Raw genomic sequence first — 13,707 nt, 5'->3', positions numbered from 1 at the left:
GGCTGCGTCACCCCTGGGTGACGGCATCGGCCTGGGGGGTGATGGCGCCGTCGTCCCGCAGTGACGGCGCCATCCTCCCGAAGGCTGCCGGGCTCAGGCCTGGCGCCGGCGCCGTGCCACCTCGTACAACGCGATACCGGCCGCGACACCGGCGTTGAGCGACTCGACGGCGGAGGCGATCGGGATCGACGCGATCGCGTCGCAGTGCTCCCGGACCAGCCGGGACAGCCCCTTGCCCTCCGAGCCCACGACGAGCACGAGCGGATCGGTCGCGAACGGCAGCTCCCCGATCGGCACGTCACCGCCACCGTCCAGGCCGACGACGTAGCACCCGGCCGACCGGTACGCGTCGAGGGTCCGCACGAGGTTCGTGACCCGGGCGACCGGGACGCGCGCCGCGGCACCGGCCGAGACCTTCCACGCCGCCGCGGTCACCCCGGCGGCACGACGCTCGGGCACGATCACGCCGTGCGCACCGAACGCCCCGGCGGACCGCAGCACGGCACCGAGGTTGCGCGGGTCGGTCACGCCGTCGAGCGCCACCACCAGCGGGGCCGTCCCGGACGCCTCGGCCAGGTCGAGGAGGTCCTCGGAGTCGGCGTACGCGTAGGGCGGCACCTGGATCGCGACGCCCTGGTGGACCGCGCCGTCCGTGAGGCGGTCGAGCTCGGGCTTGGTCATCTCGAGCAGCGGGTACCCGCGCTCGGTGACGGCGGCGAGGATCTCGCGCGTGCGGTCGTCCGACTCGAGCCGGCTGGCCAGGTACACCGTGGCGACCGGGATGCCGGCCCGGAGCGCCTCGACGACCGAGTTGCGCCCGGTGACGATCTCGTGGGTCGCGCTGACGCCCTTGCCGTTCTTCGACCCGCCGGCGCCGCGTGACGCCCGCCCGGGCACCGTCCGCGGTCCGCCCGTGGAGGCGGCCCGTGCGGCACCTGCTCGTGCCGGTCCGGTCCGTGCCGTGCCGGTCTGCGCGGCGCGCTCGACCGCGGCCTGGCGCTTGGCGGCCGGGTGGTACGGGCGCTCGGTGGCCTTCGGGGTGGGCCCGCGACCCTCGAGGGCCTGCCGGCCCTGGCCGCCGGACCCGACCTTGGCGCCCTTCTTCGACCCGGGCTTGCGGGTCGCCCCGCGACGCTGGGAGTTGCCTGCCATCAGTCCTCGTCCTTCGTCTGGGTCGGTGCAGCCACGGCTGCGAGCGACCATCGTGCGCCTGTGGGCGAGTCCTCCACGAGGATGCCTGCTGCGGCCAAGCGGTCGCGGATCGCGTCCGAGGTCGCGAAGTCACGTGCGGCCCTGGCCTCGGCGCGGGCCGCGAGCTCGGCCGCGACCACGGCTCCGAGCGCCTCGGCGTAGCGCAGATCGTCCCCGCGGGTCGCCCACTGCGCGCTCCCCGGGTCGAGCCCGAGCACGTCGAGCATGGCACGCAGGACGACGAGGTGGCGACGTGCGTCGGTCAGCTCGCCGTCGGCGAGCGCGGAGTTGCCGGCGCGCAGGTGCTCGTGGACGACGGCCAGGGCCACGGAGACGTTGAGGTCGTCGTCCATCGCCGCCGTGAACTCGGCCGGCAGGGGCACCTCGGCGATCTCGGCCTCGGCGACGTCACCCAGGCGCTCGGTCGCCCGCTCGACGAACCCGGCGAGACGGTCCCAGATGGCCTCGGCCTCGGTCAGGGTGTCGTCGGACCACTCGACCATCGACCGGTAGTGCACCGACGCCAGCACGTAGCGCAGTGCGGCGGCCCGCGTGCGTGCGAGCACCTCGGCGACCAGCAGACCGTTGCCGAGCGACTTGCTCATCTTGGTGCCGCCCTGCGTGACCCAGGCGCTGTGCAGCCAGTAGCGCGCGAAGTCGACACCGGCGGCCCGCGACTGCGCCTGCTCGTTCTCGTGGTGCGGGAACCTCAGGTCGAGCCCGCCGCCGTGGATGTCGAACGTGTCACCGAGGTACCGCTGCGCCATCGCCGAGCACTCGAGGTGCCAGCCGGGACGCCCCCGACCGAACGGGGTCGGCCACGCGGCGGTGGCCGGTTCCCCGGGCTTCGGCGCCTTCCACAGGGCGAAGTCCCGCGGGTCGCGCTTGTCGACACCGGTGCCGTCCTCGTTGACGCCGTCGTGCGCAGGGGCGAGGTCCTCGAGGCGCTGGTTGGTCAGTGCACCGTAGGCGGGGTACGAGCGCACGTCGAAGTAGACGTTGCCCTCGCCCGCGACGTAGGCGTGGCCGGCGGCCAGCAGCTTCTCGACGAGCTCGACCATGTCGGTGACGTGCCCGGTCGCACGCGGCGCGTAGGTCGACGGGAGCACACCCACGGCGGCGTAGGCCGCCTCGAACTCCCGCTCGTGCCGCAGCGCCCAGGCCCACCACGGCTGGCCGGCGGCGGCGGACTTCGCGAGCACCTTGTCGTCGATGTCCGTGACGTTCCGCACGAGGGTCACGCGATACCCGCTGCGGGCCAGCCAGCGGGACAGGACGTCGAACGCGACGGCAGGGCGCAGGTGACCGACGTGCGGCGAGGACTGGACCGTCGCACCGCAGACGTAGACGCCCACCTCGCCCGGGACGAGCGGGACGAAGTCCCGGACCTCACGTGCGGCGGTGTCGTACAGGCGCAGGCTCACGCAGCAAGGCTACCGGGGTGCGTCCCCGGAACCGACAGGGTCGCCCGGTACCGCCCGGACGGGTGCGTCAGCCGAACGCGCGCTGCTCGCCACGGTACGTCGGAACGGTCGTGACCACCATGTCGCCCCGGACCAGGTGCACGGCGTCGAACCGCTCCATCACCTCACCCGCCTTGGCGTGGCGGAACCAGACCCGGTCGCCGATCTCGAGACCACGCGCGCCTGGTCCCTGCAGCGGGGTCTGGACCTCACCGGCCCCCTCCCGCGACGTGAGCCGCAGGCCGTCCGGCGCCACCGGGCGCGGGAGCCGCGAGCGGGTCGCCGGACCGGAGGCGACGTAGCCCCCGCCGTGCACGGTTGCGAAGCCGGGCGCCGGTCGACGCACGACGTCGAGCCCGAAGAACGCTGCCGGGCGCGGGGTGAAGGACCGGTAGTGGTCGAACAGCGTCGGGACGAACAACCCCGAGCCGGCGGTCACCTCGGTCACCGCCCGGTCACGCGCCGAGACCTCGATCGACCCCGACCCGCCGGAGTTGACGAGCGGCACCTCGTGCCCCACGGCGTCCTCGACCGCGCGGAGCACGGCGGTCCGGCGCCGGGCGAGGTCGGCCACCGAGGCACGCTTCACGAGGCGCACCGCGGGGCTCGTGTCCGGCAGCCCCGCGACCTGGGCCTCGTAGAACATGAGACCCCGGAGCTCGACGCCGGCGCGGGTCGCCACGACGCGGGCGAGGGCGGCCGCGTCGGCCGGTGTGTGGACCGGTGACCGCCGGGTGCCGAGGTGCGCCCGGAACGGCCCGATGCCCGGACGGAGCGACGCGTCGACGTCCACGCACACGTGCAGCGACCGGCCGGCCTCGGCGGCGGCACGCGCCACCAGGTCGACGTGCGCGACGTCGTCGACCATGACGGTCACCGCCTGCGCGGCGCGAGGGTCCGCGGCGAGCTCCTGGAGCGCCGCCACGTCGACGCTCGGGTACCCCACCAGGACGTCGTCGACACCGTGGGCGACGAGCCACGACGCCTCACGGACCGAGTAGGCCATGACACCGTGGAACCCGGGCCGGGAGAGGACCTTCTCAAGCACCGCCCGCACCCGCACGGACTTGCTCGCGACCCGCACGGGCACGCCGCCGGCGCGGCGCACCAGGTCGGACGCGTTGGCCTCGAGCGCGTCGAGGTCGACGACGGCCAACGGTGCCGGCAGGTGGCGGGTCGCCGCGTCGAGCCGCTCGCCGAGAGTCCGGCCCTGGTCCTTGGCAGTCATGCGGCCTCGACCACCGGTGCACCGTCCGCGACGGGCGTCCTGTCGCCGAAGCCCCGCGCGACGACCACGACGACCACCGCGAGCAGGACGGGGAGCAGGAACCCGACCCGCAGCGAGCTGCCGGTTCCGATGGCCCCGACGAACACCCCGCCGACCACCGCCCCGACGTAGTTGAAGATGTTGAGCCGGGCGATCACCGCGTCGGCCTGTCCCGGTGCGAGCGCGCCCGCGGCGGCGAAGCACAGCGGCGCGACGACGCCGAGCCCGAGGCCGGCGACGGCCAGACCGGCGATCGCCACCGCCGGTGATCCCGTCAGCACGACGGCGAGCAACCCCACGGCACCGAGCGCACCACTGGCCCGGACGACCGCGACCCTCCCGTACTTTCGGACGACGACGTCCCCGGCGAGACGCGAGACCAGGGTGCTCCCGAGGTAGGCGGCGTAGCCGAGCGGCGCGACCGCCCGCGCGGCCGTGAGCGTGTCCCGGAGGTAGATCGAGCTCCACGTCGACACGGCCGTGTCGGCGACGTAGTAGCCGACGATCGCCAGCCCGAGGACGAGGATCCCCGACCACGGGATCACGAAGGGCCGCGGATCGGCCTCACCGCCGTCGCTCGGGGCGGCCTCGTCCTCGGCGCCGTCGCGCCAGGCCCGTCGGTGCACGACGACCGCGGCGACGAGCGCCACGACCGACACGGCCGGGAGGGCGTCGCGCTGCGGGACGTGCGCGGCGACGTACGCGGAGACCGCCAGCGCGCCGAGGATCCCCCCGGCCGACCACGCGGCGTAGAACGACGTGAGGATGCTCCGCCCGTAGCGGTGCTGGAGGGTGACCGCCTGCATGTTGGTGCCCGCGTCGACCTGGCCGAGCGCCCAGCCGTACACACCGAAACCGACGTAGAACAGCACCCGGTCCGGAGCGAGCGCGGCGGTCCCGATCCCGATCGCGGCAACGACCAGACCGAGGACGAGGGCGCGTCCGCTCCCCCACCGACGGGCGACGGCCTCCGCCGTCGCGCTGCCGACCCCGGCGAGCACGCAGACCCCGAGGATGACCAGGGTGATGGCCAGGTCGTCGATCCCGAAGCGTTCCTTGAACCCGGGCTCGCTCGTGAGCATCGCTGCGAAGCCGAACCCCTGGGCCGCGAACGCCACGCTGACGGCGAGGCGCGCCCGCCCCAGGCCACCGGCCGTGGCGACGCGGAGGCGGGGTTCGGTCACACCGGCCTCGTCAGCGTGGCGAGGTAGCTCACGTACCCGTACAGCCCGCCTCGCGCGGCCTCGTCGTCCCCGTCGACGAGCCACGCGATCGAGTAGCCGTCGACCACCGCGATCATGCTGCGGCAGAGCGGCCCGAGCGGCACGACCCACTCGACCCGGGTCACCTCCGCGATCCGCCGGAGGAACAGCTCGGCCGTCACCCGGCTCTGCGCGTACTGGTCCTGGACCACCTCGGCGAGGGCCTCGTCGCGCAGCCCGGCCACGGTCAGCTCGTGGCTCAGGAGGCGCATGTCGCGGTTCTCGCGCATCGCGTGCCACAGCGTCTCGACGGCGACGGCGAGCGCGTCCCGGATGGTCGCCTGCTCCGGCAGCGCGTCGATCACGCTGGCCGCGGTCTCGCCCGGCACCTCCGCGGCGACCGCGCGCAGCAGCTCCGACTTGTCCTCGAAGCAGTAGTGCACCACGCCCAGCGAGACACCGGCCTGCGTGGCCACCGCGCGCACGGTCGCGGCGTCGATGCCGCGAGCGCGCGCGACGGTGAGAGCAGCCCCCACCAGCTGGTGTCGCCGCTCGGCGACGGACATGCGATTCATGACGTTCCCCCCGGACAGGAGCACTGGGTCGCCACCACGTCCCCGAGCGTGCTCGTCGACCATCCCAACCGGTGCGTCCCCCCACGTCAAGTGGCACTTCCTTGACGCAGCCCGCCTGTGCCCAGAAGGATCGCGTGCGTGAGTCGGCCGCAAGCGACCCTGGAGTGGACCAACTGGTCGCGCACGGAGCGCACCTCGCCGGAGCGGTTCGAGCGGCCACCGGACGTGGAGTCCCTGGTCCGGGTCGTGACGGGGGCGGGAGCGTCCCCGGTGCGCGTCGTCGGCGCGGGCCACTCGTTCACCGGCGCCGCGGCCACCGACGGGGTCCTCGTGAGCCTGGATGCGATCGCGGACGTCCAGCACGTCGAGCCACGTCCGGACGGGACGGCGCACGTCACCGTCGGCGCGGGGATCCGCCTCGGGGCGCTCAACCGCGCACTGGCCGCGCGCGGTCTCGCGATGCGCAACCTCGGCGACATCGACCGGCAGTCGATCGCCGGCGCGATCTCGACGGGCACGCACGGCACGGGTGCGCGGCTCGGCGGTCTCGCGACCCAGGTCGTCGGCCTGCGGCTGGTGACCGCCGCGGGCGAGGTGGTCGACGTGGACGCCGACCGTCACGGCGACCTCTTCCAGGCCGCGCGCCTGGGACTCGGCGCCGTCGGGCTGATCGCGGCGGTGACCCTCGAGGTGGTGCCGGCGTTCTCGCTCGAGGCCGTGGAGGAACCATGGCCGCTCGACCGGGTCCTCGATGCCCTCGACGGCCCCGACGGACTGGTCGAGTCGAACGACCACGTCGAGTTCTACTGGTTCCCGCACACGCGGCGCACGCTGACGAAGCGCAACAACCGCGTCGACCCGCGGGACCCGGGCGTCGCACCCCCGCTGGGCCGGGTCCGCGGCTGGGTCGACGACGAGCTGCTCTCCAACACCGTGTTCGAGGCCACGAACCGGCTCACCGCGGCGGCACGGGGCCTGACCCCGGTGGTCAACCAGGTCGCGGCGCGCGCGCTGTCCGCTCGTCGCTTCACCGCGCCGTCGTACGAGGTGTTCGTGACGCCCCGCCGGGTCCGGTTCCGGGAGATGGAGTACGCGATCCCGCGTGCCGCGCTGGTCGACGTCCTGGCGGAGATCGACCGCTGGATCGAGCGCACGCGCGAGCACGTGCCGTTCCCGGTCGAGGTGCGCTTCGCCGCACCGGACGACGTCTGGCTGTCGACCGCCTACGCACGCGAGTCCGCCTACGTCGCCGTGCACCAGTACCTCCGCCTGCCGTACCGACGCTACTTCTCGGCCGTCGAGCGCATCATGGCGGAGGTCGACGGCCGGCCGCACTGGGGCAAGCTCCACTGGCTCGAGGCCGAGCGCCTCGCGGCGCTGTACCCGCGGTTCACCGACTTCCTCGCGGTCCGGTCCGCGCAGGACCCGGAGGGCCGCTTCGCGAACCCGTACACCGATCGGGTGTTCGGTCCGCGGGGCTGATCCGCAGGCCTGACGGGAACACTCCGCCCCCACCCCCTGTTGACCCGCGTATGACTGCGACCTCGCCGTACCGTGCCGTCATCGCCGCCGCCTACGGCGGCCCGGAGGTGCTCGAGGTGGTCGAGCTCCCGGCGAGCGACCCCGGTGAGGGCCAGGTGCTCGTCGAGGTCCGCGCCGCCGGGGTGAACCCGGCGGACTGGAAGCTGTACACCGGAGCCTTCGGCACCGATCCGGCACGACTTCCCCGTCGCCTCGGCTTCGAGGCGTCCGGGGTCGTCCTCGCCGTCGGCCCCGGAGTCGACGGCGTGACGCCTGGGGACGAGGTGATCGTCCAGCCCGCCCAGGGCGCCTATGCCGAGCAGGTCGTCGCCCCGGTGGGCGCGGTGCTCCCGAAGCCCTCGGCCCTCTCCTGGGAGCAGGCCGCCGGCCTGCTGCTCGCCGGGACCACGGCGTGGCACACGGTCGTGGCGGCGCAGGTCGGGCCCGGTGACACCGTCCTGGTGCACGGCGCCGCCGGTGGGGTCGGCGGCTTCGTGACCCAGCTCGCGGCCCTGCGCGGCGCCCGCGTGATCGGGACCGCGAGCGCTGCCCGTCACGACGACGTCTCGGCCGCCGGCGCCGAGCCGGTCGTCTACGGTCCGGGGCTGGCGGACCGGGTGCGCGCCCTGCTGGGCGACGGCGAGGTCGTGACCGCGGCGATCGACACCGTCGGGACCGACGAGGCCCTGGACACCTCGGTCGAGCTCGTCGCCGACCGCGCGCGCATCGTGTCGATCGCCGGCTTCGCCCGCGGCGGCGAGCTCGGGATCCGGCTGCTCGGCAGCGGTCCGGGAGCGGACCCCGGGACCGAGGTCAGGCGGTCCGCGCGCGCCGAGCTCATCGCCCTCGCCGCCGCCGGTCGGCTCACGATCACCGTGGCGGCGACCTACCCGCTGGCGTCGGTCGCAGACGCGCACCGCGCCGGGATGGCCGGGCACACCCACGGCAAGATCGTGCTGATCCCCTGAGCAGCCCGCCGGGCTGAACGCCGGTCCCGTCAGCGTCGGGGGAGGTGGTCAGGCGGCGATGTCGCGCGCATGCCGACGGAGCGCCTCGAGGACGACGCCCACGACGACACGCTCCGCCCGGTCGGGCCGGACGAGCGCGTCGATCTGCCGACCGGCCCGGACCCCGACGAGCGGCACGAGCCGGAACCGGGTGCCGTCACGGTGGTCCGCCGTGAACCGCGGCAGCAGGGAGATGCCGTGACCGGCGGCCACCAGGGCCTCGACCACGTGGAAGTCGTTGATGCGGTGCCGCACCCGTGGCGGCGCCCCGGACCCCGCAGTGACCGCCTCGAGCACCGCGGCCACCGGGAAGCCCGCGCGCACCGTGATCCACTCCTCGTCGGCCAGGTCCAGCGGTGTCAGCGACGTGCGGTCGGCGAGCCGGTGAGCGGGCGGGAGGGCCACGTCGAGCGGCTCGCGGAGCAGCGGGACGACGCTGACCCGGCCGTCGTCCGCGCCCGCCCACACCTGCCCGCGGTCGGCCCGGTGCGCGACGACGATGTCGAACTCGCTCGTCAGGTGGACGAACTCGTCCTGCGCGACGTCCTCGTCGCTGCACTCGACGACGATCCCCGGCTGGTCGGAGAGCCGCGTCAGCAGCCCCGGCAGGAGCATCTGCGCTGCGCTCTGGAACGCCGCCACCCGGACGGTGCCCGTCGGCTGGTCGAGGAACGCGCCGACGGCGGCACCGGCGCGCTCGAGCGCGATCGCCACCCCGACGGCCTCACGCGCGAGGGCCTCACCAGCGGGGGTCAGCCGGAGCCCGCGCCCGACCCGCTCGGTGAGCCGCACGCCGACGGTCCGCTGCAGTGCCTTGAGCTGCTGGGAGACCGCGGAGGGCGTGCAGTGCAGCGCGGCGGCCGCGGACGCGACGCTGCCGCGGTCCCCGACGACCCGGAGTGTCTCGAGCTGGTGCACATCCATGTAGCAATGCTACTGAGATGCTTCAGGACAATTCGATTGTCCTGAATCGTCCTGCGGTCGAAGATCGGTCCATGCCCCTCCGTGACCGCCTGCTCGCCGTGCTCGTCGCCGTGCTGTGGGGACTGAACTTCCCGGCGATCCACCTGTCGCTCGCCCAGTTCCCGCCGTTCTTCCTCGTCGCCGTGCGCTTCTCCCTCATCGCGATCCCGGTCGTGCTGCTCGTGCCTCGACCGGTCGTGCAGTGGCGCTGGCTGCTGGGGTACGGCATCGGCTTCGGCGTGCTCCAGTTCACGTTCCTGTACCTGGCGATGGATGTCGGCATGCCCACCGGGCTCGCGTCCCTCGTGCTGCAGTCCTCGGCCCCGTTCACGGTGCTCCTCGGCGCGGCGCTGCTGGGCGAGCGGCTGACGGCGCGCCGCCTGGCCGGCATCGGCGTCGCGATGGTCGGACTCGCGGGCATCGCGCTCCACCGTGCGGACACCGGCGGGCGCGCGATGCTCGTGCCGGTCCTGCTGACCCTTCTAGGCGGGCTCGGCTGGGCCATCGGCAACCTCAGCAACCGGAAGGCCGCTGCCGACAGCCCCTGGCGTCTGATGCTCTGGATGGCGGTCATCCCGCCCCTGCCGATGCTCGCCCTGTCGTTCGTCGTGGACGGTCCGGCCGCGATCGGCCGCTCGCTCTCGACGCTCGACACCCCCGCGGCCATCCCGGCGATCGGTGGGCTGCTCTACACGGTGCTCGTCGCGACCCTCGCCGGGTCCGGCATCTGGACCGCGCTCATGGCGCGGCACCCGTCGGGCACCGTGGCGCCGTTCTCGATGCTCGTCCCCGTGGTCGGGATCGCGGCGTCCTGGCTCGTCCTGCAGGAGAAGCCGTCACCGGTCGAGCTGCTCCTCGGCGTGCTGGTGCTCGGCGGGGTGATGCTGGCCGGCGCGGCCCCGCGACGGCGCGCCGGCGTCAGTCCGCTGCTGCGACCAGCGCCGTGGCGAGGGCTGCGACCCCTTCGCCGCGTCCCGTCAGCCCCAGCCCGTCCGTCGTCGTCGCCGACACCGTGACCGGTGCGCCGACCGCGGCACTGAGGACCGCCTCCGCCTCGGAGCGTCGTGCACCGATCCTCGGCCTGGTCCCCACGACCTGGATCGCGACGTTCCCGATCACGTAGCCCGCGGCGCGGACCCGACGCGCCGCCTCGGCGAGCAGGACGGCACCGGCGGCTCCGGCCCACTCGGGCTCGGCCGTCCCGAAGTTCGACCCGAGGTCACCGATCCCGGCTGCCGAGAGCAGCGCGTCCGCTGCCGCGTGCGCAGCGACGTCCGCGTCGGAGTGCCCCTCGAGGGCCCGCTCCCCCGGCCACTCGAGGCCTGCGAGGTGAAGCACGCGGGGCGAGTCCTCCGGTGCGTACGCGTGCACGTCGATGCCCGTGCCGACCCGTGGCAGCGTCACGACGCCGCCTCGTCGAGCGACACGGCACCGCCGTCGGCCGGATCGGCTCCACCCTCGGTCGTCGGCGCTTCGGCGGCTCCGGGGGCGTCATGATCAGACGCCTGCACCGGTTCCCTGCGCCTGAGGGCGTCGAGCGCGACGTCCACCCGAGCGTCCTCGTCCGCACCGTCGGTCTCGGCCAGCAACAGCTCCGCGACCGACAGGTCCCGTGGCGTCGTGATCTTGAACGCGTCCTCGGCGCCGTCGACCTGCCACACCGCCACCCCGATCGCCTCGACCAGCGCGGCGTCGTCGGTCGCTGCCGTCGCCTCGGTCGCGGCCCGGACGAGACCGGCGATGTGCGCGCGATCGATCAGCTCACGGGAGAACCCCTGAGGCGTCTGCACGGCCCGGAGCCGGTCCCGACTGACCGTCGCCAGCACGGGCGCACCGCCGGCCGACACCTGACCGACCTGCTTGATCGTGTCGTGCACCGGCACCCCAGGAATGACGGCACGGTGCCCGGCACGCACCGCGTCGGCCACACGGACGACGAGAGCCGGGGGAAGGAGCGCACGCGCGGCGTCGTGGATCAGGACGACGTCGACCTCGCGCGGAAGCAGCGCGAGCCCTGCCGCGACCGAGGCCTGCCGATTGGTGCCGCCCGCGACGACCGAGACCGGGACCGGGAGGTCCTCGGCGACGAGCAGCCGCGTCACGTCGTCGACCCTCTCCTCGGGTGCGGTCACGACCAGCACGTCGACGACGCCGGAGGCGACGAGCCGACGCGCGGCGTGGACCACCAGAGGCCGGCCACGGAGCTCGACGAGCGCCTTCGGGTCGTCACGGCCGAGCCGAGAGCCCGAGCCGGCGGCGGTGAGGACGGCAGCGGTGGTCACGAGTCCCCCTGGTGGGCGTCCGAGACGCTCAGGAGGCGAGGACCTCGTCGAGGATGGCTTCCGCCTTCTCCTCCTCGGTGTGCTCGGCGAGCGCGAGCTCGGACACGAGGATCTGACGCGCCTTGGCGAGCATGCGCTTCTCACCGGCGGAGAGCCCGCGGTCGGCGTCCCGGCGCGAGAGGTCACGGACGACCTCGGCGACCTTGATGACGTCACCCGACGCCAGCTTCTCCAGGTTCGCCTTGTACCGCCGCGACCAGTTGGTGGGCTCTTCGGTGTACGGAGCGCGCAGCACCTCGAACACCTTGTCGAGGCCTTCCTGGCCGACGACGTCACGCACGCCGACGAGGTCGACGTTCTCGGCAGGGACCTCGATCGTCAGATCTCCCTGAGCAACCTTCAGCTTGAGGTAGAGCTTGTCCTCTCCGCGGATGGTCCTGGTCTTGATCTCCTCGATCAGCGCGGCACCGTGGTGCGGGTAGACAACGGTCTCGCCTACTGTGAAAGTCATGTGGAGATTTCCCCTTTCGCGGAACTCGATCTTACCACGCCGATGACGAGGCCCTTTACCCTTCCATGACCGTTTCGAGGGGTGTTGTCGCAGGTCAGCGGCTCAGCGTACGAGCCGGCCGTGGTTGTCCCCCCGGCGAGGGACCCGAGATCACGGGCAGACACGTCGGCACACTATGATGCGCGTGGTTGACCTAAGCGATCAGGCGTCCGCCCAGGACCATGCGGTCCTGTCGCCCCGCCCGGCCAACCGTCCACCGGCCCGACCCTCACGAGGAGCCACCGTGACCGCCTTGCGACCGACCCCGCCTGCCCGCCACGGAATCCGGATGGCGCTGGTCCCGGCGGTTGCTCTCGGAGCCCTCCTCCTCGCAGGCTGCTCGGCGACGAACCCGATCACGACCGAGAAGCCATACAGCGCGTCCGACGGCGTGCGGGTCGACCTCGCCGCCGGCCTCACGGCCGAGAACCTCATGATCCTCACGGCGCAGAAGGGTGCGCCCGGCACCCTCCTCGGCGCGCTCACCAACCGCGGCAAGGTCGCCGACACCGTCACGCTCACCCCCGACGGCGCCACCCCCGTCACCGTCCACGTCGGTGCCGGCGAGACGGTTCTCCTCACCCCTCAGGCGGCCACGATCACCGAGGTCGGCATCACCAGGACGCCCGTCCCGATCGCCGCCGTCACGGTCCCCCCGGGCGCCATCGCCTCCGTCGAGCTCGTGTCCGGCATCGGCGGCGCCCACACGGTGTCCGTGCCCGTCCTCGACGGGTCCCTGCCCGCGTACAAGGCTCTCGTCCCGACGCAGGGCTGAGCGCGCGCCGCAGCCCATCTGAGCGGCGCGCGCTGCAGGAGTGCAGCACCCAGGCGCCGGTCGGACCGGACGCCGGGCACGATCACCCGAAGCGGCCCGAGATGTAGTCCTCGGTGGCCTGCTGCGACGGCGACGAGAACATGGTGGCCGTCGAGTCCATCTCGATGAGTCGCCCCGGCGACCCGGTGCCCGCGATGTTGAAGAACGCGGTGCGCTCCGAGACCCGCGCAGCCTGCTGCATGTTGTGCGTCACGATCACGATCGTGTAGTCGTTCTTGAGGTCGTGGATGAGGTCCTCGATCGCCAGCGTCGAGATCGGGTCGAGGGCCGAGCAGGGCTCGTCCATGAGCAGCACCTGCGGCCGCACCGCGATCGCGCGCGCGATGCACAGGCGCTGCTGCTGACCGCCGGACAGGCTCGCCCCGGGCTTCTGGAGCCGGTCCTTGACCTCGTTCCAGAGGTTGGCACCGACGAGCGACCGCTCGACGGCCTCGCTCAGCTCGGCCTTGTTCTTGACGCCGTTCAGGCGCAGCCCCGCGGCGACGTTGTCGAACACCGACATGGTCGGGAACGGGTTCGGCCGCTGGAAGACCATGCCGACCGTGCGGCGGACCGCGACCGGGTCGACGTCCTTGCCGTAGAGGTCGAGACCGTCGAGGTTCACCTCGCCCTCGACCCGGGTGCCGGGCAGCACCTCGTGCATCCGGTTGAGCGTCCGGAGGAACGTCGACTTGCCGCAGCCGGACGGCCCGATGAACGCCGTCACCGAGCGTGCCTCGATGCTCATCGTGACGCCCTCCACGGCCCGGAACTGGCCGTAGTAGACGTTGAGGTCCTTGACGTCGATGCGCTTGGCCACGGCCTGCGATCCTTTCCTTGGGACGTCCGTCGGTAGTGGGGCCCGGTCGCTG

At 73.4% G+C, this 13,707-nt stretch carries 14 protein-coding genes; 4 read left to right on the top strand and 10 right to left on the bottom strand.

The genetic code is table 11. The features are described 5' to 3' along the window. Positions 1 to 93: 93 nt before the first annotated feature. The 5 genes from rlmB to LJB74_RS13175 all read right to left on the bottom strand — a co-directional run bounded on the left by rlmB (position 94) and on the right by LJB74_RS13175 (position 5,698). The gene (rlmB, locus tag LJB74_RS13195; protein WP_259308971.1) at positions 94 to 1,152 is read right to left on the bottom strand and encodes a 23S rRNA (guanosine(2251)-2'-O)-methyltransferase RlmB; all 1,059 of its coding nucleotides are present in this window, start codon (positions 1,150 to 1,152) and stop codon (positions 94 to 96) included. After that, positions 1,152 to 2,615, bottom strand: coding sequence for a cysteine--tRNA ligase (cysS, locus tag LJB74_RS13190; protein WP_259308970.1), 1,464 nt, complete (start codon positions 2,613 to 2,615; stop codon positions 1,152 to 1,154). Before cysS ends, rlmB begins: the two co-directional genes overlap by 1 nt. Before the next feature lie 67 nt (positions 2,616 to 2,682). Next, positions 2,683 to 3,882, bottom strand: a complete 1,200-nt coding sequence (locus LJB74_RS13185; RefSeq protein ID WP_259308969.1) for an amino acid deaminase/aldolase — start codon at positions 3,880 to 3,882, stop codon at positions 2,683 to 2,685. After that, positions 3,879 to 5,105, bottom strand: a complete 1,227-nt coding sequence (locus LJB74_RS13180) for an MFS transporter (protein ID WP_259308968.1) — start codon at positions 5,103 to 5,105, stop codon at positions 3,879 to 3,881. Before LJB74_RS13180 ends, LJB74_RS13185 begins: the two co-directional genes overlap by 4 nt. Beyond that, positions 5,102 to 5,698 carry a TetR/AcrR family transcriptional regulator gene (locus LJB74_RS13175; RefSeq protein WP_259308967.1) on the bottom strand — a complete coding sequence of 199 codons (597 nt, stop codon included), beginning with the start codon at positions 5,696 to 5,698 and terminating at the stop codon, positions 5,102 to 5,104. Before LJB74_RS13175 ends, LJB74_RS13180 begins: the two co-directional genes overlap by 4 nt. Positions 5,699 to 5,836: 138 nt before the next feature. On the opposite strand from LJB74_RS13175, the gene LJB74_RS13170 reads away from it, so the two are divergent. Both LJB74_RS13170 and LJB74_RS13165 read left to right on the top strand, forming a co-directional pair. Beyond that, positions 5,837 to 7,180 (top strand): D-arabinono-1,4-lactone oxidase, encoded by a 1,344-nt coding sequence (locus LJB74_RS13170; RefSeq protein WP_259308966.1) that lies wholly within the window; start codon positions 5,837 to 5,839, stop codon positions 7,178 to 7,180. Between the two features lie 50 nt (positions 7,181 to 7,230). Then, positions 7,231 to 8,187 carry an NADP-dependent oxidoreductase gene (locus LJB74_RS13165; RefSeq protein ID WP_259308965.1) on the top strand — a complete coding sequence of 319 codons (957 nt, stop codon included), beginning with the start codon at positions 7,231 to 7,233 and terminating at the stop codon, positions 8,185 to 8,187. A gap of 48 nt (positions 8,188 to 8,235) precedes the next feature. Here LJB74_RS13165 and LJB74_RS13160 read toward each other — a convergent pair whose 3' ends face one another. After that, positions 8,236 to 9,150: a LysR family transcriptional regulator gene (locus tag LJB74_RS13160; RefSeq protein WP_259308964.1), complete on the bottom strand. Its 915-nt coding sequence runs from the start codon at positions 9,148 to 9,150 to the stop codon at positions 8,236 to 8,238. Between the two features lie 71 nt (positions 9,151 to 9,221). Here LJB74_RS13160 and LJB74_RS13155 point away from each other — a divergent pair, with 71 nt between their 5' ends. Beyond that, on the top strand, positions 9,222 to 10,205 hold the full coding sequence (locus LJB74_RS13155; protein ID WP_259308963.1) for an EamA family transporter: 984 nt from the start codon (positions 9,222 to 9,224) through the stop codon (positions 10,203 to 10,205). Here the strand turns inward: LJB74_RS13155 and ispF are convergent. From ispF to LJB74_RS13140, 3 genes are read right to left on the bottom strand one after another with little or no spacing between them, the layout of a single operon-like run. Further along, positions 10,108 to 10,593 (bottom strand): 2-C-methyl-D-erythritol 2,4-cyclodiphosphate synthase, encoded by a 486-nt coding sequence (ispF, locus tag LJB74_RS13150; RefSeq protein ID WP_259308962.1) that lies wholly within the window; start codon positions 10,591 to 10,593, stop codon positions 10,108 to 10,110. The genes LJB74_RS13155 and ispF overlap by 98 nt on opposite strands. Beyond that, on the bottom strand, positions 10,590 to 11,471 hold the full coding sequence (gene ispD, locus LJB74_RS13145) for a 2-C-methyl-D-erythritol 4-phosphate cytidylyltransferase (RefSeq protein WP_310650848.1): 882 nt from the start codon (positions 11,469 to 11,471) through the stop codon (positions 10,590 to 10,592). The genes ispF and ispD overlap by 4 nt, the downstream gene beginning before the upstream one ends. Positions 11,472 to 11,499: 28 nt before the next feature. Continuing rightward, positions 11,500 to 11,982: a CarD family transcriptional regulator gene (locus LJB74_RS13140; RefSeq protein WP_055916922.1), complete on the bottom strand. Its 483-nt coding sequence runs from the start codon at positions 11,980 to 11,982 to the stop codon at positions 11,500 to 11,502. Positions 11,983 to 12,265: 283 nt separating this feature from the next. Here LJB74_RS13140 and LJB74_RS13135 point away from each other — a divergent pair, with 283 nt between their 5' ends. Then, the gene (locus LJB74_RS13135; RefSeq protein WP_259308961.1) at positions 12,266 to 12,796 is read left to right on the top strand and encodes a hypothetical protein; all 531 of its coding nucleotides are present in this window, start codon (positions 12,266 to 12,268) and stop codon (positions 12,794 to 12,796) included. An 82-nt stretch (positions 12,797 to 12,878) separates the two neighbouring features. On the opposite strand, the gene pstB is transcribed toward LJB74_RS13135, so the two are convergent. After that, complete coding sequence (gene pstB / locus LJB74_RS13130) at positions 12,879 to 13,655, bottom strand: phosphate ABC transporter ATP-binding protein PstB (protein ID WP_259308960.1); 777 nt, start codon at positions 13,653 to 13,655, stop codon at positions 12,879 to 12,881. Positions 13,656 to 13,707 lie beyond the last annotated feature (52 nt).

Origin of the sequence: Cellulomonas sp. P24 (genome assembly GCF_024704385.1) — a bacterium.
Lineage (GTDB): Bacteria > Actinomycetota > Actinomycetes > Actinomycetales > Cellulomonadaceae > JAJDFX01.
This window is presented reverse-complemented; position numbering and strand designations above follow the sequence as displayed.

Excerpts from the sequence above, each read along its gene's own strand:
- rlmB (WP_259308971.1), bottom strand. The coding sequence starts at position 1,152 with ATGGCAGGCAACTCCCAGCGTCGCGGGGCGACCCGCAAGCCCGGGTCG.
- LJB74_RS13185 (WP_259308969.1), bottom strand. The coding sequence starts at position 3,882 with ATGACTGCCAAGGACCAGGGCCGGACTCTCGGCGAGCGGCTCGACGCG.
- LJB74_RS13175 (WP_259308967.1), bottom strand. The coding sequence starts at position 5,698 with ATGAATCGCATGTCCGTCGCCGAGCGGCGACACCAGCTGGTGGGGGCT.
- LJB74_RS13165 (WP_259308965.1), top strand. The coding sequence starts at position 7,231 with ATGACTGCGACCTCGCCGTACCGTGCCGTCATCGCCGCCGCCTACGGC.
- LJB74_RS13160 (WP_259308964.1), bottom strand. The coding sequence starts at position 9,150 with ATGGATGTGCACCAGCTCGAGACACTCCGGGTCGTCGGGGACCGCGGC.
- LJB74_RS13155 (WP_259308963.1), top strand. The coding sequence starts at position 9,222 with ATGCCCCTCCGTGACCGCCTGCTCGCCGTGCTCGTCGCCGTGCTGTGG.
- LJB74_RS13140 (WP_055916922.1), bottom strand. The coding sequence starts at position 11,982 with ATGACTTTCACAGTAGGCGAGACCGTTGTCTACCCGCACCACGGTGCC.